General features: G+C 73.4%; 16 protein-coding genes and 1 pseudogene. 10 read left to right on the top strand and 7 right to left on the bottom strand.

The genetic code is table 11. The annotated features are described in order from the left end of the window. Positions 1–380: 380 nt before the first annotated feature. On the bottom strand, positions 381–1349 hold the full coding sequence (locus ACIQAC_RS27910) for a hypothetical protein (protein WP_402195418.1): 969 nt from the start codon (positions 1347–1349) through the stop codon (positions 381–383). 223 nt (positions 1350–1572) lie between these two features. Between ACIQAC_RS27910 and ACIQAC_RS27905 the strand changes: the two genes are divergently transcribed. From ACIQAC_RS27905 to ACIQAC_RS27895, 3 genes are all read left to right on the top strand, one after another. Then, entirely contained in the window at positions 1573–4107 is a 2535-nt protein-coding gene (locus ACIQAC_RS27905) for a helicase-associated domain-containing protein (RefSeq protein WP_402195417.1), read from the top strand. Positions 4108–4591: 484 nt separating this feature from the next. Continuing rightward, a complete protein-coding gene (locus tag ACIQAC_RS27900) occupies positions 4592–4720 on the top strand; it encodes a hypothetical protein (RefSeq protein ID WP_402195414.1) in 129 nt (42 codons plus the stop codon). Positions 4721–4823: 103 nt separating this feature from the next. Further along, complete coding sequence (locus ACIQAC_RS27895; protein ID WP_402195412.1) at positions 4824–5084, top strand: hypothetical protein; 261 nt, start codon at positions 4824–4826, stop codon at positions 5082–5084. Here the strand turns inward: ACIQAC_RS27895 and istB are convergent. Next, positions 5062–6345 carry an IS21-like element helper ATPase IstB gene (istB, locus tag ACIQAC_RS27890; protein ID WP_402195410.1) on the bottom strand — a complete coding sequence of 428 codons (1284 nt, stop codon included), beginning with the start codon at positions 6343–6345 and terminating at the stop codon, positions 5062–5064. The genes ACIQAC_RS27895 and istB overlap by 23 nt on opposite strands. A gap of 180 nt (positions 6346–6525) precedes the next feature. Between istB and ACIQAC_RS27885 the strand changes: the two genes are divergently transcribed. Continuing rightward, positions 6526–8169 carry a DNA repair helicase XPB gene (locus tag ACIQAC_RS27885; RefSeq protein WP_402195408.1) on the top strand — a complete coding sequence of 548 codons (1644 nt, stop codon included), beginning with the start codon at positions 6526–6528 and terminating at the stop codon, positions 8167–8169. A gap of 124 nt (positions 8170–8293) precedes the next feature. Here the strand turns inward: ACIQAC_RS27885 and ACIQAC_RS27880 are convergent, their stop codons facing one another. Then, the gene (locus ACIQAC_RS27880) at positions 8294–8473 is read right to left on the bottom strand and encodes a hypothetical protein (RefSeq protein WP_402195406.1); all 180 of its coding nucleotides are present in this window, start codon (positions 8471–8473) and stop codon (positions 8294–8296) included. 371 nt (positions 8474–8844) lie between these two features. Here ACIQAC_RS27880 and ACIQAC_RS27875 point away from each other — a divergent pair, with 371 nt between their 5' ends. Beyond that, positions 8845–10809, top strand: coding sequence for a HelD family protein (locus tag ACIQAC_RS27875; protein ID WP_402195709.1), 1965 nt, complete (start codon positions 8845–8847; stop codon positions 10807–10809). 215 nt (positions 10810–11024) lie between these two features. On the opposite strand, the gene murQ is transcribed toward ACIQAC_RS27875, so the two are convergent. Continuing rightward, a complete protein-coding gene (gene murQ / locus ACIQAC_RS27870) occupies positions 11025–11960 on the bottom strand; it encodes an N-acetylmuramic acid 6-phosphate etherase (RefSeq protein ID WP_402195405.1) in 936 nt (311 codons plus the stop codon). Positions 11961–12125: 165 nt separating this feature from the next. Beyond that, entirely contained in the window at positions 12126–13073 is a 948-nt protein-coding gene (locus ACIQAC_RS27865; RefSeq protein WP_402195404.1) for a MurR/RpiR family transcriptional regulator, read from the bottom strand. Between the two features lie 55 nt (positions 13074–13128). On the opposite strand from ACIQAC_RS27865, the gene ACIQAC_RS27860 reads away from it, so the two are divergent. Beyond that, positions 13129–13506 carry a hypothetical protein gene (locus tag ACIQAC_RS27860; protein ID WP_402195402.1) on the top strand — a complete coding sequence of 126 codons (378 nt, stop codon included), beginning with the start codon at positions 13129–13131 and terminating at the stop codon, positions 13504–13506. Beyond that, positions 13503–13763 (top strand): DUF4031 domain-containing protein, encoded by a 261-nt coding sequence (locus ACIQAC_RS27855; protein WP_402195401.1) that lies wholly within the window; start codon positions 13503–13505, stop codon positions 13761–13763. Before ACIQAC_RS27860 ends, ACIQAC_RS27855 begins: the two co-directional genes overlap by 4 nt. A gap of 95 nt (positions 13764–13858) precedes the next feature. On the opposite strand, the gene ACIQAC_RS27850 is transcribed toward ACIQAC_RS27855, so the two are convergent. Both ACIQAC_RS27850 and ACIQAC_RS27845 read right to left on the bottom strand, forming a co-directional pair. Further along, on the bottom strand, positions 13859–14959 hold the full coding sequence (locus tag ACIQAC_RS27850; protein ID WP_402195399.1) for a GNAT family N-acetyltransferase: 1101 nt from the start codon (positions 14957–14959) through the stop codon (positions 13859–13861). Between the two features lie 23 nt (positions 14960–14982). Beyond that, positions 14983–15630 carry a hypothetical protein gene (locus tag ACIQAC_RS27845; protein WP_402195397.1) on the bottom strand — a complete coding sequence of 216 codons (648 nt, stop codon included), beginning with the start codon at positions 15628–15630 and terminating at the stop codon, positions 14983–14985. Positions 15631–15677: 47 nt separating this feature from the next. On the opposite strand from ACIQAC_RS27845, the pseudogene ACIQAC_RS27840 reads away from it, so the two are divergent. From ACIQAC_RS27840 to ACIQAC_RS27830, 3 genes and pseudogenes are all read left to right on the top strand, one after another. Then, positions 15678–15878 (top strand): annotated as a pseudogene (locus tag ACIQAC_RS27840) (maleylpyruvate isomerase N-terminal domain-containing protein); the annotation flags it as partial. 239 nt (positions 15879–16117) lie between these two features. Continuing rightward, positions 16118–16813, top strand: coding sequence for a copper homeostasis protein CutC (locus tag ACIQAC_RS27835; RefSeq protein ID WP_402195396.1), 696 nt, complete (start codon positions 16118–16120; stop codon positions 16811–16813). A 425-nt stretch (positions 16814–17238) separates the two neighbouring features. Then, entirely contained in the window at positions 17239–18630 is a 1392-nt protein-coding gene (locus ACIQAC_RS27830) for a PTS transporter subunit EIIC (protein WP_402195394.1), read from the top strand. Positions 18631–18642 lie beyond the last annotated feature (12 nt).

Here is an 18642-nt window from a genome sequence, read left to right as displayed (position 1 = left end):
CCCTTTTCGTCTGCGGCTGAGTGGGGGCTTGGCGCGCAGTTCCCCGCGCCCCTGGGTGGGTTGCTGCTCGGTTGGCGACCAGGGCACCCACCTCAGGGGCGCGGGGAACTGCGCGAACGGCCACGACGAACCCGCGGCCTCACACACTCCAGCACCACCCCCAAGGGGCGCGGGGAACTGCGCGAACGGCCACGACGGACCCGCAGCCTCCTACGCTCCGGCACCCTCCCCAAGGGGCGCGGGGAACTGCGCGAACGGCCACGACGGACCCGCAGCCTCACACTCCGGCACCACCCCCAAGGGGCGCGGGGAACTGCGCGAACGGCTACGACGGGCCCGCGGCCTCACGCACTCCGGCGCCATCCCCAGAGGGCATCGCGCTAGCGGGGGCGTTGGGAGCGCCAGGTCAGGAACAGGGCTGAGGCAAGGGCGGCGGCGCGCAGGACCCAGGGCCAGGTTTCGGTGAGGGCCTCGCTCATGTGGCCCTCGGTGATGGGGGCACCCCAACGGCCCTCGTTACGCCCCCAGAGCCACACCGCACCGCCCGCGAGGGCCACCGCGGGCAACCCCATCACCGCCCACTTCATCTCCGCCGTCGTCAGCCGCCGCGACGCCCACGCGATGAGCCACCCGACCGCCAGCGCAAGGAGGTTGCCGAGCACCGCCCCCGCCACCAGCAGCGCGGCGGCAAGCAGCAGAAGCGGGTTGTTCCACTCCCGCACGGCGGGGACACGCAGGCGCCGGACGCGGGACTGCTTCGGTTCGTCCGGAGCAACGTCAGCCTCAACCGCAGGCTCCGGCTCCGCCTCCACCGCCGGCTTCTTCCTCGGCGGCGGCTTCAGAAGCTCCGGGATCTCCACCCCGCCGACAAACCCCGGCACCTCGTCACCGCCCGCGAAGGGACTCCCCTCCGTACGCCACCAGTCGGGAGGCATACCGCCGCTGTCGCCCAGTTCGTGGGCCGGCGCCACATGGGGCGAGAAGCCGGCCTCGGCGGCCGGAGGCGCGGGATCGGCGGGACGGGGGCGGGGGACAACCCGGCGCAGCCGTTTCCCGCGGCCCGTCTCCTCGTCGCCGTCCCGCTGGACGGGCACCGCCGTCGGGGTGTCCGGCGCGCCCGCCGTACCGCCCGCCGCGGCGACGATCTCGTCGGGCGAGCCGAGCCCGGTCAGGATGCGGCGCACCGCCGCGGGGCTGTCGACGGAAACCTTCGCGCGCCGCCGGTCGATCTCGTCCCGCAGCTGCGAGACCAGCCGCATACGGGTCGACGAGGGCAGCTGCCGCTGCTGCGCCACGTCGCCGACGCGGCTCAGATACTCGTAGACGACCTGGTCGCTCTCGATCCCCACGCGACGACCGTAGCGCAGGGTGCGTGGGTCATACCGGGCGGCACTCGTCGGAGTCCCCAACTCGATTCATGCCGCATGCAGTTGACCGGGCACGGGCGGTCCGGGGCGCCGGATCGTCCCGCGGAAGTTCATCCGGTGGCCGTCTCGGAAACGTCCCGTTCGCCGTCTCTGTCCCCGATGCACCGGCGGCGGTCCGGCACCCCGACCCGCTAACGTGGAGCGGATGAGCGACGAGAAGCCGGCTGCCCCGCGCTCCCTCGCGGAAGCGCTCCGCGCCAGGGACGACGCCTCGCTGTCCGCGCTGTTGCGCAGCCGCCCCGACCTCATCACACCCGTGCCGACGGATCTGACCCAGCTCGCCACCCGGGCGGGCACCCGCGCCTCGGTGGTGCGGGCGCTGGAGCGGCTGGACCGGTTCGCGCAGCAGACCGCGCAGGCGCTGGCGGTGGCGGCGGATCCGGCGCCGTACGCGGAGCTGCTCGGGCTGATGGCGGGCGACGAGCGCGATCCGGCCGTCGAGGGCGCGCTGCCGCGGGCCCTCGCCACGCTGCGCGAGCAGGCGCTGGTGTGGGGCGGCGACGACCGGCTGCGGCTGGTGCGCACCGCCCGTGAGCTGCTGACGCCCTCGCCGCAGTATCCGTCGCCGACCGGGCTCGGGCCGACCGTGCAGGAGGCGACGGCCGGGATGTCGCCGGGCCGGATCCAGGAGATCGTCGCGGCGGCCGGGCTCGCCGCCACCCACGACTCGGTGTCCGCGGCGGCCAAGCTGACCCGGCTGTTCCGGGACCGCAAGCGGCTCGGCACGCTGCTCGCTAAGGCCCCGGCGGAATCCCTGGAGGTGCTCACCCGGCTGGTGTGGGGGCCGCCGTACGGGCAGGTCACCGCGGATCCCGCGCCCCGGCTGCGCTGGCTGCTCGACCGGGGGCTGCTGCTGCCGACGGCGCCCGGCACGGTCGTACTGCCGCGCGAGGCGGCGCTGCATCTGCGGGCCGGGCGGGCGCACCGGACGGTCGAGCCGGTGGCGCCGGTCGTGGAACCGGCGGCCGTCCACCGTCCCCAGGTGGTGGACGGCACGGCGGCCGGACAGGCGTTCACGGCGCTGGCGACGGTCGACGAGCTGCTGAAGGACTGGGACGAGGGCGGTCCCGCGGTGCTGCGGGCCGGCGGGCTGAGCGTGCGGGACCTGAAGCGGACGGCGGTCGCGCTGGACGTGGCCGAACCGGTCGCCGCGTTCTGGGTCGAGCTGGCGTACGCGGCCGGGCTGATCGCCTCCGACGGGGAGGCCGAGGAGCGGTACGCGGCCACCCCGGCGCACGACGAGTGGCAGGAGCTGCCGGCTGCGGAGCGCTGGGCGCGGCTCGCGGAGGCATGGCTGGCGGCGACGCGTACGGCGGGGCTCGTGGGCGGGCGGGACACGAAGGACCGCCCGTTGTCGGCGCTGGGGCCGGGTCTCGACCGGTCGGCAGCGCCCGAGGTACGGCACCGGGTGCTGACGCTGCTCGCCGGGCTGCCGCAGGGCGCGGCACCCGACCCCGAGTCGGTGCTCGCGCGGCTGCGCTGGGAACGGCCGCCGCGCGCGGAGGCGGATCCGCGTTCCCAGCTCGCCCGGTGGACGCTCGCCGAGGCCGAACTGCTCGGTGTGACCGGGCGGGGCGCGCTGTCGGCGCACGGCCGGGCGCTGCTCGGACTGTCCGTGCCGGAAGCCGCCCCCGCGGAGCCGCCGTCCGGTCCCGGCGACAAACTCCCCGTCCACCATCACCGGCCCGTCCCGCCGCCCGAGCCGCTCTCCCCCGCCGAGCAGGCCGCCGCCGCTGCCGCCGCCGCCCGGCTGCTGGCCCCGCAACTGCCCGAGCCGCTGGACCACGTGCTGCTCCAGGCCGACCTCACGGCGGTCGCGCCGGGACCGCTGAAGCGGCCGCTCGCGGACATGCTGGGGGTCCTCGCGGACGTCGAGTCCAAGGGCGGGGCGACGGTCTACCGCTTCACACCCGGTTCGGTACGCCGGGCCCTGGACGCCGGCCGGGCCGCCTCCGACCTGCACGCCTTCCTCGCCGAGCACTCGCGTACGCCGGTGCCGCAGCCGCTCGCCTACCTGATCGACGACGTGGCCCGCAGACACGGGCATCTGCGGGTCGGCGCCGCGTCCGCGTACGTGCGCTGCGACGACGACGCGCTGCTGAACGAGATCCTCGCCGACAAGCGGTCCGCCGGGCTGCGGCTGCGCCGGCTCGCGCCGACCGTGCTGGCCGCGTTGGCCGATCCGGCGGCGCTGCTGGAGGGGTTGCGGGCGATGGGGTTCGCGCCGGCCGCGGAGTCCGCCGAGGGCGACGTACTGATCACCCGTGCCCTCGCCCACCGCACTCCGCCGCGCACGGCGCCGGATCCGGTGCCGGACGGGCCGCCGACGCCGGATCCGACGCTCCTGACGGCGGCGGTCCGCGCGATCCGAGCGGGCGACCTGGCCTCCACGACGCCGCGCAAAGCGACGGAGACCCCCGCCGTGACCGGCGGCGAACTGCCCCGCACCGGCTCGGCGGAAACCCTCGCCACCATGCAGGCCGCCGTATTGACCGGGCAGGCCCTGTGGATCGGATACGTCAACGCGGAGGGTGCCGCGAGCCAGCGTGTGATCGCCCCGGTCCGGGTCGAGGGCGGCTTCGTCACGGCCTACGACCACACCGCCGACGAGGTCCGCACGTACCCCCTCCACCGCATCACCGGCGTAGCAGAACTGGCAGAAGACCAGCCCCCCACCTGAGCAACCCGACCCGACGGGAGTGCCGCCGCGCCCACCCTCCCCCATCGCCCCAGGCGGCCCGCATGCCCGCGGCCACGCGGGCCGTCAGGGGCGCGGGGAACTGCGCGACCAGCCACGACGGCCCCACAGCCGAACAACGACCTCTTCAGGGGCGCGGGGAACTGCGCGAACACCCCCCACCACCCCACAGCCGAACAACGACCCTTTCAGGGGCGCGAGGAACTGCGCGAACACCCCCCACCGCCCCACAGCCGAACGACAACCCTTTCAGGGGCGCGAGGAACCGCGCGAACACCCCCCACCGCCCCGCAGCCGAACGGCAACTCGCACCCCCCATGCCACCCGCCAGGGTGTACGTCGGTGTTCATGCACGCCACGCCGAATTCTTACCCCCCACGAGCGAGCTTCCCCGGCGCGCCGCATCCCCGCCCACACCCCCGGGCAGCCACCGGATGTCGTGATCAACCCCCCGAAAGGAACCCCCATGCTCGCCGCCCGCCGCATCGCCGCCGTCCTGACCACCACCGCCCTCCTGATCGGCGCCTTCGCCACCCAGGCCGCGGCCATCGGCATCGACATCGCCGGCCTGGTCATCGAGACCCCCCAGATCTGACCCGCCAGATCTGACCGCCGTAAGGCCACGGGCCGGTCACGGCACCCCGGGTCCGGCCCACCCCCTCCGCCCCCCACCACCACCGAAAGGCCCCACCGCTTTTATGCGTGCCAAGCTCCCCCTCCCCACCCGGGCCACCACCGTCGCCCTCACCCTCACCGCCCTGATCTCCACGGCCGCCCTGATCGGCGCCCTCGCCCCCGAGGCCTCCGCCACGCAGCCGGCGCCGGCGCCGGCGCCGCAGACCGCGACGATCCTGCCGCTGCCCCTCCCGGCACCCGGCGGCGAGCCCCTCGTCCACATCGACGGACATGTCTTCGCCCAGCCGCTGGTGAACAACCTCACCCTGCCCGCTCCGAAGTAGCCCACCGCATCCGGTAGCTGTCCCCTTCGAGCCGGACGATCTCGGCGTGGTGGGCCAGCCGGTCCACCATCGCCGCGGCGGCCGGCCCGCTGAAGACCTCGTCCCAGCGGCTGGGCGGGCAGTCCCCGGTGACGATCAGCGACCCCCGCCCGTACCGGTGCGCGACCAGCTGGAAGAAGAGCCGGGTGGTGTCCGCGTCGAACGGCACGTACCCGACCTCGTCGACGATGAGCAGCGCCCGCTCGTCCAGCCCGGCCAGCTCCTCCGCGAGCCGCCCGCCGGCCTGCGCGGTAGCGAGCCGTACGGCCCACTCGGCGGCGGTCGCGAACAGCACCCGGTGCCCGGCCTCGCAGGCCCGCACCCCCAGTCCGACCGCGAGATGCGTCTTGCCGGTGCCGGGCGGCCCCGCGAAGACCACGTTGCGGCCCGGGCCGACGAAGTCCAGTTTGCCGAGCCGTGCCACGGTCTCCCGGTCGAAGGCCCGGGGATGATCGGCGTCGAAGTGTTCGAGGAGCATCCGCGCCGGGAACCCGGCCTCACTGATCCGCGCCTCGACACCCGGCTCGGCGACCCGCGGGCCGCCGGTCGCCTGGGCCGGAATCACCACCGGGGGCACGGAAACCGTCGGCGGCACGGAGACCACCGGCGGCGCGAACACCGGAGGTGGATGCTCCTCCGCCCGCCCATGGGTCTCCCGGTGGTGCTGGATCTCGTTCAGGATCTGGTCGGCGCGCGCCGCCATCGGCCCCGACATGTACGCGAGGATCGCCGCCGACACGATGAACGCCATGTGGATCACCGTCCCCCACATCAGCGCGTGCCGTGCGGTGCCGTGCACGTCCACGAACATCTGGAGCAGATGCACCGAGGAGATCCCGACGATCGCGGTGGCCAGCTTGACCTTGAGGACGTTCGGGTTGACGTGCGAGAGCCACTCCGGCTGGTCGCGGTGGCCCTGGAGCCCGATGCGCGAGACGAACGTCTCATAGCCGCCGACGATCACCATGATCAGCAGGTTGGCGATCATCACGACGTCGACGAGCTTGAGGACGGCGAGCATCACGTACGTCTCGGTCGCCCGGCCGTCCACACAGGTGACGATCAGCTTCCACAGCTCGTAGAAGAACTTGTAGACGTACACGCCCTGGACGGCGACCAGGCCGAAGTAGAGGGGCGCCTGGAGCCAGCGGGTGGCGAACAGCGCCAGCCCGAGCGTGGCGGTCGGCGGGGACGGAGTGGGGGTGAAGGACTGCACGTTCACCCATTCTTCGGACCCGGGGGCCGTACGGCTCAACCGTGCCACCCGCACGACTGAATAGACATCCAGTACGACGGGTGGGGTGCCCCTGCCCGGTCGACGCGCTTGCCCGGCGGCCCGGGCGGACGATCAGGCACACTGGACGTTTGGCCGAACCCTCCGGCCGCAGAAAGGGTGCCGCGCGTGAATGGTCCGCTGATCGTCCAGTCCGACAAGACCCTGCTCCTGGAAGTCGACCACGAGCAGGCCGGCGAGTGCCGTCGCGCCATCGCGCCCTTCGCCGAGCTGGAGCGGGCGCCGGAGCACATCCACACCTACCGGGTGACCCCGCTCGGCCTGTGGAACGCGCGCGCCGCCGGGCACGACGCCGAGCAGGTCGTCGACGCCCTCGTCCAGTACAGCCGCTACCCCGTACCGCACGCGCTGCTCGTGGACATCGCCGAGACGATGGACCGCTACGGCCGCCTCACCCTCTCCAAGGACCCCGCGCACGGACTGGTGCTGACCACCACCGACCGGCCCGTCCTGGAGGAGATCCTGCGCTCCAAGCGGATCGCGCCGCTGGTCGGCACCCGGATCGACCCCGACACGGTCGCCGTGCACCCCTCCGAGCGCGGGCAGATCAAGCAGACGCTGCTGAAGCTCGGCTGGCCCGCCGAGGATCTCGCCGGGTACGTCGACGGTGAGGCGCACCCGATCGCGCTGCGCGAGGACGGCTGGGCGCTGCGGCCGTACCAGAAGCAGGCCGTGGAGAACTTCTGGCACGGCGGCAGCGGTGTGGTGGTGCTGCCCTGCGGCGCGGGCAAGACGCTGGTCGGCGCGGGTGCGATGGCGCAGGCCCGGTCGACGACGCTGATCCTCGTCACCAACACGGTCTCGGCGCGGCAGTGGAAGCACGAGCTGGTGAAGCGGACCTCGCTGACCGAGGAGGAGATCGGCGAGTACAGCGGTACGCGCAAGGAGATCCGGCCGGTCACCATCGCCACGTACCAGGTGCTCACGACGCGGCGGAAGGGTGTCTACCCGCACCTGGAGCTGTTCGACTCGCGGGACTGGGGTCTGATCGTCTACGACGAGGTGCATCTGCTGCCGGCGCCGGTCTTCAAGTTCACCGCGGACCTCCAGGCCCGCAGGCGGCTCGGGCTGACCGCGACGCTGGTGCGGGAGGACGGCCGGGAGTCGGACGTGTTCTCCCTGATCGGCCCGAAGCGGTTCGACGCGCCGTGGAAGGAGATCGAGGCGCAGGGCTACATCGCGCCCGCGGACTGTGTGGAGGTACGGGTCAACCTCACGGACGCCGAGCGGCTCGCGTACGCGACGGCCGAGGCGGAGGAGAAGTACCGCTTCTGCGCGACCACCGAGACCAAGCGCAAGGTCACCGAGGCCATCGTGCGGCGCTTCGCCGGGCAGCAGATCCTCGTCATCGGCCAGTACATCGACCAGCTCGACGAACTGGGCGAGCATCTCGACGCGCCGGTCATCAAGGGCGAGACGTCCAACGCCCAGCGGGAGAAGCTCTTCGACGCGTTCCGCCAGGGCGAGATCAGTGTCCTGGTGGTGTCCAAGGTGGCGAACTTCTCGATCGACCTGCCGGAGGCCACGGTCGCGGTGCAGGTGTCGGGGACCTTCGGGTCCCGTCAGGAGGAGGCCCAGCGGCTGGGCCGGGTGCTGCGTCCCAAGGCCGACGGCCACCAGGCGCACTTCTACTCGGTCGTCGCCCGCGACACCCTCGACCAGGACTTCGCGGCCCACCGCCAGCGCTTCCTGGCGGAACAGGGCTACGCGTACCGGATCATGGACGCGGACGAGCTGCTCGCGGAGAGCTGACGGACGGCTCTCGGAAGGCTGAGCTGGGGTTTGGCGGAGGGCTGAGCTGGGGTTTGGCGGAGGGCTGGGCCGGGGTTTGGCGGAGGGCTGGGCCGGGACTCGGCCAAGGGCTGGACCGGCGAGGTCACTTCCTGCGTATGCCCGCTTCCTCGCCGTACTCGCCGAGGAGGATCACGTCGAACGCCGCGCCCGCGAAGACACGGACGGCACGCAGGGCCTCGCCCATGCGGTGCCGGTGGCTTCCGGCGACGGCGGTGGCGCCCGTGGGGCGGCCCGGGACTGGGGTGATGGTCGCTGCACTCATGTATCCATGGTGCGTTTGCGGAGGTAAGGACGGCATCGGTCTGGGGACCGAACCCGCAGCCCGCCGGTGTCCACCCCGGGATGGACCCGTGCCCCTCAGGAAGGATGCCCCCGTCCCCTAGGGGACGGGCCCGCCCCGGCGCGGGCGCCGTTAATTCACTGGCACCGCGTCTCGCCGTTCACCTAGAATCTCCGCTCTTGCCCGCCTCCCTTTCGGAGTGCCGCCGACCGGACGGAAACCGGCCGGCATCTCACCGCCAAGCCAGCAGGTCACCCGGAGGCACCCCCTTGTCCACAACGCCCTCGACCGCCGACGACCCCCTGTCCCGGGAGCGCTCACACCTCGCCTCGTCCCGTGCCGCGCTGCGCGCCATGCGTGAGGACGTCGAGGCGCTCGACATCAGCGACGTCACCGCGAACTGGGTCAACGCGCAGATCCTGGAACGCCAGATCGACGAGCGCATCAAGGCCCTGGCCGACCTGAGCGACACCCCGCTGTTCTTCGGCAGGCTGGACTTCCTGCACGCTCCCGGCGCCGAGCGGGCGGAAGGCGCGGACGGTGAACGCTTCTATGTCGGCCGGCGTCATGTGCACGACGGCGAGGGCGACCCGATGGTCATCGACTGGCGGGCGCCTGTCTCGCAGTCGTTCTACCGGGCCTCCAAGAAGGACCCGATGGACATCGCGCTGCGCCGCCGTTTCGGCTACACGGGCGGCGACCTCACCGCGTACGAGGACGAGCATCTCTCCGACCCCGCGGAGGCGGCCCGTACCAGCAAGCTGCTCCAGCAGGAGATCGAGCGCCCGCGCGTCGGCCCGATGCGGGACATCGTGGCGACGATCCAGCCGGAGCAGGACGAGATCGTACGGTCCGGGCTCGGCGGCACGGTGTGTGTGCAGGGCGGACCGGGCACCGGGAAGACGGCCGTGGGCCTGCACCGGGTCGCGTACCTCCTCTACGCACACCGCGAGCGGCTGGCCCGCACCGGCACGCTCGTCATCGGGCCGAACAAGTCGTTCCTGCGCTACATCGAGCAGGTGCTGCCCGCGCTGGGCGAGTTGACGGTCCGGCAGGCGACGGTCGACGACCTCGTGGCACATGTCGAGGTGCGCGGCACGGACGACGCGGCGGCGGCCGTCATCAAGGGCGACGCGCGGATGGCGGAGGTGCTGCGGCGGGCGGTGTACGCGCACGTCACCCCGCCGACCGAGCCCGTCGTCGTGGTGCGCGGCTCCCGCCGGTGGCGCATTCCGGCGTACGAACTGGAGGAGACCGTACGGGAGTTGCTGGCCCGGGACATCCGCTACGGCGCCGCGCGTGAGGCCCTGCCGCAGCGGATCGCGCATGCCGTGCTGGTGCAGATGGAACGGTCGGGCGAGGCGCCGGACGACCGGGTGCAGGACGCGGTGGCCCGCAACAGCGCGGTGAAGGCGGCCGTGAAGACGGTCTGGCCGGCCGTCGACCCGGCGAAACTCGTCCTCCGGCTGCTCTCCGACGCGGACTTCCTCGCCGTGCACGCGGAGGGTGTGCTCGACGCGGACGAGCAGAAGACGATCCTGTGGGCGAAGCCCGTGCGGTCGGTGAAGGCGGCGAAGTGGTCGGCGGCGGACGCCGTACTGATCGACGAGGCCACCGATCTGGTCGAGCGCACGCACTCGCTCGCGCATGTGGTCCTCGACGAGGCGCAGGACCTCTCCCCGATGCAGTACCGGGCGGTGGGGCGGCGCTGTTCCACCGGTTCGGCGACGGTCCTCGGCGATCTGGCGCAGGGCACGACGCCCTGGGCGACCCGGAGCTGGGAGGAGGCGCTGCGGCATCTGGGCAAGCCGGCGGCGGTGATCGAGGAACTGACGGCGGGGTTCCGGGTGCCGACGGATGTCATCACGTACGCGTCCCGGCTGCTGCCGCACATCGCGCCGGGGCTGACGCCGGTGGCGTCCGTGCGGGAGAGCCCGGGGTCGTTCGAGGTGCGGGCGGTCGGGAGTGACGCGGAGGTCGTGGCGGCGGTACGGGACGCTCTGCGGGAGGAGGGGTCGGTGGGGCTGATCGCGTCGGACGCGCGGGTCGCTGCGCTGGCGGGGGCGTTGAGCGCGGCGGGGGTCGGGTATCTGGGTCCCGGCGAGGAGACGACGGCCGAGACGCGTCTCACGCTGGTGCCGGCGTCTTTGGCCAAGGGCCTCGAGTACGACTACGTGGTACTGGACGAGCCGCGGGCCGTGGTGGACGCCGAGCCGGACGAGCGCACGGGGTTGCGCCGCCTGTACGTGGCGCTGACGCGCGCGGTGTCGGGCCTGACGGTGACCCACGCGGCACCGCTGCCGGAGCAGTTGCTGTAGGGGGACGGGCGCGCCCCGGTGGTCTTTTCGCGCAGTTCCCCGCGCCCCTGAAAAGCGTCGTTCGGCCGCGGGTCCGTTGTGGCTGGTCGCGCAGTTCCCCGCGCCCCTGAACCCGCGTAGCCGCGGGCAGTTGTGTCGCTGGGGCGGCACGGCACGGGTGGGCGCGGCAGCCCGTCGCGCCGGGTTGCGTAACGTCCCCGAGCGCTCCATCGACGTCAGTCGAGGGCCGCTGTCAGGGCTGTGCGGAGGTGGCCGTTGGCGGTTTTGAGGAGGTGGGTTGCCGTGGGGGCGTCCACGTTGGCCAGGATGGTCAGGATCGCGGGCTTCACCTCGCCGTCCGTGGCGGTGAGGGCCGACTCGATCTCGGCGTCCGTCGCACCGGTCGCGAGCGCGACGATCCGTCGGGAACGTGCGCGGAGCTTGTCGTTGGAGGCCCGTACGTCGACCATCAGGTTCCCGTACGTCTTGCCGAGCCGGATCATCGTGATCGTCGACAGCATGTTGAGGACCAGTTTCTGGGCCGTGCCCGCCTTCAGCCGGGTGGACCCGGTGAGCAGTTCGGGACCCACGACCACCTCGATGCCGTGCTCGGCGGCCTCGGCCAGCGCGCTGTGCGGGTTGCAGGCCAGCCCGACCGTCAGGGCGCCCCGGCCGCGCGCGTACTCCACCGCGCCGACCGCGTACGGCGTACGGCCCGACGCGGAGACGCCGACCACCGTGTCGTCGGCGGTCAGACCCAGCGTCTCCAGGTCGGCGCGCGCCAGCTCGGCCGAGTCCTCGGCGCCCTCGACGGACGTCACCAAGGCCGGCGGGCCCCCCGCGATCAGGCCAACGACCTGCGTCGGGTCCGTGTTGAACGTCGGCGGGCACTCGGAGGCGTCGAGAACACCGAGCCGGCCCGCGGTACCCGCCCCCGCGTAGAGCAGCCGCCCGCCCCGGGCCATCCGCTCGGCGATCGCGTCGACGGCCGCCGCGATCCGGGGCAGCTCCCGCGCCACCGCACCGGGAACGGACGCGTCCTCCCCGTTCATGATCGTGGCGATCTCCAGTGTGGACAGACGATCGATCTCGGCCAACTCGGGCCGGAACGCCTCCGTGGTGAGCTTCTCCAACTCGGCACGGAGATCGTTGGGTCGAGAGGTGGAGGTCATGGGTCGTACGGCTCTTTTCGTGAGGGGGAGGGACTCGGTCGTGTCGGACACGGTCCGGCAACGCCTCAGGGGCGCGGGGCTGTATCGACATGCGGCTCCGCCGCGGGGCGCGACCAGGCCCCACCGGCCCGCGGACGAACACGGCACCCCCGGCGGAGCGCCCAGCTACCGGTGCCGGTGCGCCAGCGCCTCGTACGACGCGGACAGCGCCGGCGCCGCCGTCTCGTACATCCGCTGGGCCACGCCCACGAACAGACAGTCCACGACCAGCAGCTGACCGGTCCGCGAGGACATCGCCGCGGGCCGCAGCTCGCTCTCGCGGGCCGTCGACGTCGTCAGGACGTAATCGGCGTACTGGGTGACGGGCCCGTTCGGCCGCCCGGTGATCGCGACCGTCGTCGCGCCGCTCTCGAACGCCACCCGCAGCGGCTCGATGACATCCCCCGTGGTCCCGGAGTGGGTGATCGCGACGGCGAGGTCGCCGGTGCGCAGCTGCACGGCGTTGGTCACCGCGAGGTGCGGATCGGAGTGCGCGTGGGCTATGAGCCCTATGCGCAGCAGCTTCTGCGTCAGGTCCTGCGCCACCAGGCCGGACGCCCCGACGCCGTACACGTCGATGCGGCGGGCGGCCGCGGCCGCGGTCACCGCGGCGCCGAGCTGCACGGTGTCGAGTCCGGCCGCGGTGTCGGCGAGCGTCTGCTGCTCGTCGTAGGCGAGTTTGGCGACGACGTCGGCGATCGGGTCGTCCACCGCGATGTCGGTTGTGATGGCGGGCGCGCGCCCGGACTGCTGCTGGGCGGCGAGGCCGGCGAGGGCGAGGCGCAGATCGCGGTAGCCGGGGTAGCCGAGCAGCCGGGCGGTGCGGACGACGGTCGCCTCGCTGGTGCCGGTGAGTTCGGCGAGGCCGGTGACCGTGAGGGCCGCGCAGCCGGCCGGGTCGCCCGCGACGGCCTCGGCGACGCGCTGCATGGAGCGGGTCATCGACGGGGCGAGGGTGCGCACCTTCGCGGCGAGGGCGGCGGGCGGAGGCGGGGAGGGCTGCGAGGGCGACGAGGACGACGAGGCCGAAGCCCCCGTACCGCCGCCGAAAATTTCCTTCACTTTCTGGGTCACCACTGAAAGATATTTTCGGTTCGGTGTGCGGGTCAAGAGTGCGCACAATGGGTGCATGGATCCCATCAGCCCACTCGAACAGGCCCTGCACGCGGCACGCGCCCTCGTGCTCGCGGATCTGGTCGCGGACCAGGTGGCCGAGGCCGACGTGGTCTCGCTGGTGGAGCAGTCCGTCGTGGAGCGCCGCTGGTGGGTACAGCAGTGGCCGGACGGCGCCGCGTTCGTGGCGGGGCTGGTCGCGCAGGACGTCCAGGACGCGCTGATGGACCGGTTCGGGCGCTGGCCGCTGTGCCCGGTCTGCGGCACGGGCGAACCGCACGCGCTGGACATCGAACCCGAGCTGGGCCCCGACCCGCACTGGGTGTGCCACGAGGCGGGTGTGAAGGTCGCGGCGCTCGGCTCACTGCGTCCGGGCGGGACGCCGGCCCCGTGACGGTCTACATCGATCCGCCGACCTGGCCGGGCCACGGACGTATGTGGTCCCACCTGGTCAGCGATCTCTCCTACGACGAACTCCACACGTTCGCCGAGCGGTTGGGCGTACCGCGGCGGGCCTTCGAGCGCGACCACTACGACATCCCGTCGCACCGCTACGCCGACGCCGTGCGGGCCGGAGCGCTGGAGGTCAGCAGCCGCGACGTGGTGCGGCTGCTGACGGGGTCCGGACTGCGCAGGCCCAAGGGCCGCTGAGACAGCCGGGGGCGCTGGGGCCGCCGGGGGCACTGGGGCCGCTGAGACCGCCGGGGGCGCTGGGGCCACCGGCGCCCCTGAGGCTCGGGCTGGCCCTAGTGGAGCTCGTAGGCGAGGTGGTCCGCCCCGTCCTCGACGGCGACCCGCCGGAAGCCCGCGCGGGTCAGGACCGCCTGCGACGCGGTGTTCTCCGGCTCGACCGTCGCGAACAGCGAGCGCACGTCGTCCCGCTTCAGGGCCCAGGCCGCGAGGGCGCGCAGCGCCTCGGTCGCGTATCCCTGGCCGCGGGCCGCCTCGACGAGGTCGTAGCCGATCTCCACACGGCCGTCCTCGTCCGGCGAGCTGTGGAAGCCCATCCCGCCGATCGCGAGGTCGTCGTCGGCGCGGACGAGGACGAAGACCCCGAACTCGGGGCGCAGTACGCCCTTCCCGTACGCCTTCATCAGCAGGTCGGCGGCGACCCGGGTGCCGTCCATGGGCCCGCCCTCGATCCAGTCGAACCCGCCGTCGCCGCCCGCGACCAGATCGGCGGCGGCCGCCGGCGTGAGGCCCTCCAGGGTGAGCCGTTCCGCGGGCAGGACGAGGTTGTTGGACCATTTCCAGCCGGTCACCCGTGCCCGCCCCGGCAGTTCGCCGCGGCCGGTGGCCCACAGCAGGGTGCGCCATGGATCGGTGTCCGGCTGGACGTGCGGGAAGATCGTGCGCAGCACGAACTCGGCGTGCTCGGCGGCCGGTTCGTACGGCAGGCCGAGACCTTCGGCCATGTCGTGGGTGTGCAGCAGCACCTCCGCGATGCCCATCGCCGCGAAGCCGCCCCGGTCGGCGCTGCGGAACGGGTACGGGTGGAAGCCGCGCGCGTCACGCGGCGCGGTGGCCACGGCGGCGGCGAGAAGCGCGCCGGTCGTCTCGATCACCTGGAGCAGCCCCGGAGTGTCCGCCGGGTCGAAGCCCTCCTCGCTGCCCTCGACCGAGATGTCGTACGGCACATAGGCGTTCTTCGCCCGTACGGCGAGCTGTCCCGCGTACGCGACGAGGTCGCTCGCGACATGCTCGGCCGTGCGCCGGCAGCTCCACGTCAGCGGGCCGGCGTTGATCTCCGCCCAGTCCCGGTCCACCGCCGGCCGCAACGCCTCGACCGCGTCCGCGACCGATCGCCGTATGTGCTCCGCCGCCTGTTGCCCACCCTGAATCCGCATGCGCGCAGGCTATGCGGCGGCGGTCACGCGGGCGACAGCATTTCCAGCTCGGCGGTGATGTTGTACCGCGCGGTCCGCTCCCAGTGCTCCCTGCCGTGCGGGGTGTGGAAGAGGGCGGGCAGGGCGAGCAGCTGGTCGAGGACCGCGGCGCGGCCCGTGCGGAAGGCGTCCTGCGGGACGAATCCGTACTCCTCGCGGACCGCGGCCGTGTACGCGGCGTACGCCGACGGGGGCGCCGCCAGGATCGCCAGGTCCGCGTCGCACAGCACCTGGCCGTCGCGATCGCCGGTGGTCGGGGCGTGGGTGACGGTCAGCCGCACCAGCCGCGCCACCTCGGCGGTACGTGCCTCCTCCGCACCGGCCTCGGCCAGCGCGCGCTCGGCGAGCCGGGCCGAGCGCTCCTCGTTCTCGGCCCGGTCGGGCCGGTAGACGGCGTCGTGGAACCACGCGGCGAGCCGTACGACGTCCGGGTCGTCGGCGTACCCGGCCAGCTCGTCGACGTGGTCGAGGACCGCCGTGAGGTGGGTCAGCGTGTGGTACCGGCGCTGCGGTTCCTGCCAGCGGGTGAGCAGCTCGTCGGCGTACGGCCCCGGATCGGGGCCCCCGGAGCCGGCCCGGACCCCTTCGAGGGCGTCGCTGAAACGGGTGCGCAGGGCGTGGAGATCGGCCATGTCGGCATTCTCCCGCGGGGCGGGGTCGCGGCTCTAGCGTTGATCGCATGACGCATACCGATGGGGACGCACAGGTACGGGACGCCGGGCTGCCGGGGCGGCTGCTGACGACCGAGCGGGACGCGCTGGTGCCGCTGCTGCGGGGCCGGGCGGCGGAGGACTTCGGGATCCGGACGCGGGGCTGTCCGGAGTGGACGGTACGGGACGTGCTGGCGCACTGTTCGGCCGCGCTGATGCGGGTCGTGGAGCACGGTTCATCGGCGACGCCCCGACCCTCGTCCGGCTGTACGCGGGGCGGTCGGCGGGTGCCGGCGGGTTCGAGCTGGCCGGGGTGGAGGCGGGAGAACTGAACCTCTACGCGTGACTGGTTCACGCCGTCCCGGGCGGGGGCACTCTCGCGGCCTGCATGTTCCCGGCGTACTCTGATATTGGACTAGACCTGTAGCCGCTTCAGGGAAACCAAGGGAAACCCACGGGAAGGGGTCCTATGAGTTCGCGTGCAGTCCTGGAGGTGATCGCGCTCGACGCCGAGGACGCGATCGCCGCCCAGGCCGGGGGTGCGGATCGCCTCGAACTGGTCACCGACATGGCGGCCGACGGACTGACGCCGCCGGTCGGGACCTTCACCGCGATCCGGGCCGCCGTCGACATCCCGCTGCGCGTGATGCTCCGGCTCGCGGACGGGTTCGCCGCGGGGGACACCGAGCGGCTGGTGGAGGCGGCCCGGCGGATGCGGGGGGCGGGGGCGGAGGAGTTCGTCCTCGGGTTCCTCGACACGCACGGCGGGGTGGACCTGTACGCGGTGGAGCGGGTGGTGTCGGTGCTGGACGGCTGCGCCTGGACCTTCCACCGGGCGATCGACCGGGCGGCGGACCGGGACGCGCTGCGCAAGCAGCTGGACGGGTTGCCGGGGCTGGACACGTATCTGACCGCCGGGGCGGCCGGTGGGGTGGACGAGGGGATGTCCACGTTGCTGGTGGAGGCGGGACGGGTGGGGGAGCCGGGGTACGAGCCGCGGATTCTTGTGGGGGGCGGGTTGCGGCTCGACCACGTGCCCGCGCTGCTGGGGGCGGGCGTCACCGGCTTCCACATCGGCGGCGCGGCCCGCCCCACGGGTTGGACTGGCCCGGTCTCCACGGCAGCCGTCGACGAATGGCGAAGGGTGCTGGACGGGGGCGTGTAGGGGGTGCGGGGCGCTTGCCTGTGCCCCGGCGCGGGGGCTGAGGACGGGGCGTCACGCAACCCGGCGCCGACGGGGCGCCGCCACGCCCACCCGTGCCGCCCTGCGGCCCGCCTGCCCGCGGCTACGCGGGTTCAGGGGCGCGAGGAACTGCGCGACCAGCCACAACGGACCCGCGGCTACGCGGGTTCAGGGGCGCGGGGAACTGCGCGAGCGGCCACGACGGGCCCGCGGCTACGCGGGTTCAGGGGCGCGGGGAACTGCGCGACCAGCCACGACGGACCCGCGGCCGAACGACGCTTTTCAGGGGCGCGGGGAACTGCGCGAAAAGCCCCCGCCGGCCCGCGGACGAAGAACGGCCACCCCGTCCGGCGGAGCCCGGCGTGCCACACTCGCCCCGTTCCGGAGGAACCCCGCAGGCTCGGCCCGTGCGAATCAACCCCACCGCCACAGCCGCCGCCATCCTCCCCCTGATCGGCGGCGCAGCCAACGTCACCTCCGTGGCCCACTGCATGACCCGCCTCCGCCTCGGCCTCGCCGACCCCACCGCCGTCGACGAGACGGCACTGCGCGCCCTGCCCGCCGTCCTCGGCACCGTCGCCGACGACACGTACCAGATCGTGCTGGGCCCGGGCGTGGTCACCGGCGTGACGGCGGAGTTCGAGGAACTGCTGCGCCGGCAGCCCGCCACCGCCGACCAACTGGCCGCCCACGGCACCCGGTTGCGCGAGGAACAGCGGCAACGCAACGCCACCCCGGCGAAACTCGCCCTGCGCCGGATCGCGAACGTCTTCGTCCCCCTCATCCCCGCCCTGATCGGCTGCGGCATCCTCGCCGGCCTCAACGGCCTCCTCCTCAACGCCGGCCTGCTGCCCGGAGTGACCCCGGCCCTCACCGCCGTGGCGTCCGGCTTCATGGCGCTGATCGCGGTGTTCGTCGGCCTCAACACGGCGAAGGAGTTCGGCGGCACCCCCGTCCTGGGCGGCGCGGTGGCGGCGGTCGTGGTCTACCCGGGCGTCGCGAAGGTGACGGCGTTCGACGTGCCGCTCTCCCCCGGCCAGGGCGGCGTCCTGGGCGCCCTCGCGGCGGCGCTGCTCGGCACGTACGTCGAGAAGTGGTGCCGTAGGCACGTCCCGCCCGCCCTGGACGTGCTCCTCACCCCCACCCTCACCGTCCTCGTCGCGGGCCTCGCCACGCTCTACGGCCTGATGTACGCGGCCGGCGCCGTCTCCTCGGCCATCGGCACCGCGTCGACCTGGCTGCTGTCCACGACCGGCGCCCTCGCGGGCCTGGTCCTCGGCGGACTCTTCCTGCCCCTGGTGATGCTGGGCCTGCACCAGGCCCTGATCCCCATCCACACCACCCTCGTCGAACAGCAGGGCTACACCGTGCTGCTGCCGATCCTCGCGATGGCGGGCGCGGGCCAGGTCGGCGCGGCGAGCGCGGTCTACGTCCGGCTCCGCCACGACACCTCGATGCGTACGACGATCAGGTCGGCGCTCCCCGCGGGGCTGCTCGGCGTCGGCGAACCGCTGATCTACGGCGTCTCGCTGCCCCTCGGCCGCCCGTTCCTCACGGCCTGCGCGGGCGGCGCGGCCGGCGGGGCGTTCATCGGGGTCTTCGCGATGCTCGGTGTGCGGGTCGGCGCGACGGCGATCGGCCCGTCCGGCTGGGCCCTGTTCCCGCTGCTCGCCGGAGACCGCGGGCTCGGCCTCACGGCGGCGGTGTACGCGGGCGGCCTGCTCACCGGCTACGCGGTCGGCTTCCTGGCGACGTACACCGTCGGCCTGCGCGGGGTACGGCTGCCGGAGGCGACGTAACTCCCGTGGTGC

The organism is Streptomyces sp. NPDC088387 (genome assembly GCF_044753385.1).
Lineage (GTDB): Bacteria > Actinomycetota > Actinomycetes > Streptomycetales > Streptomycetaceae > Streptomyces.
This window is presented reverse-complemented; position numbering and strand designations above follow the sequence as displayed.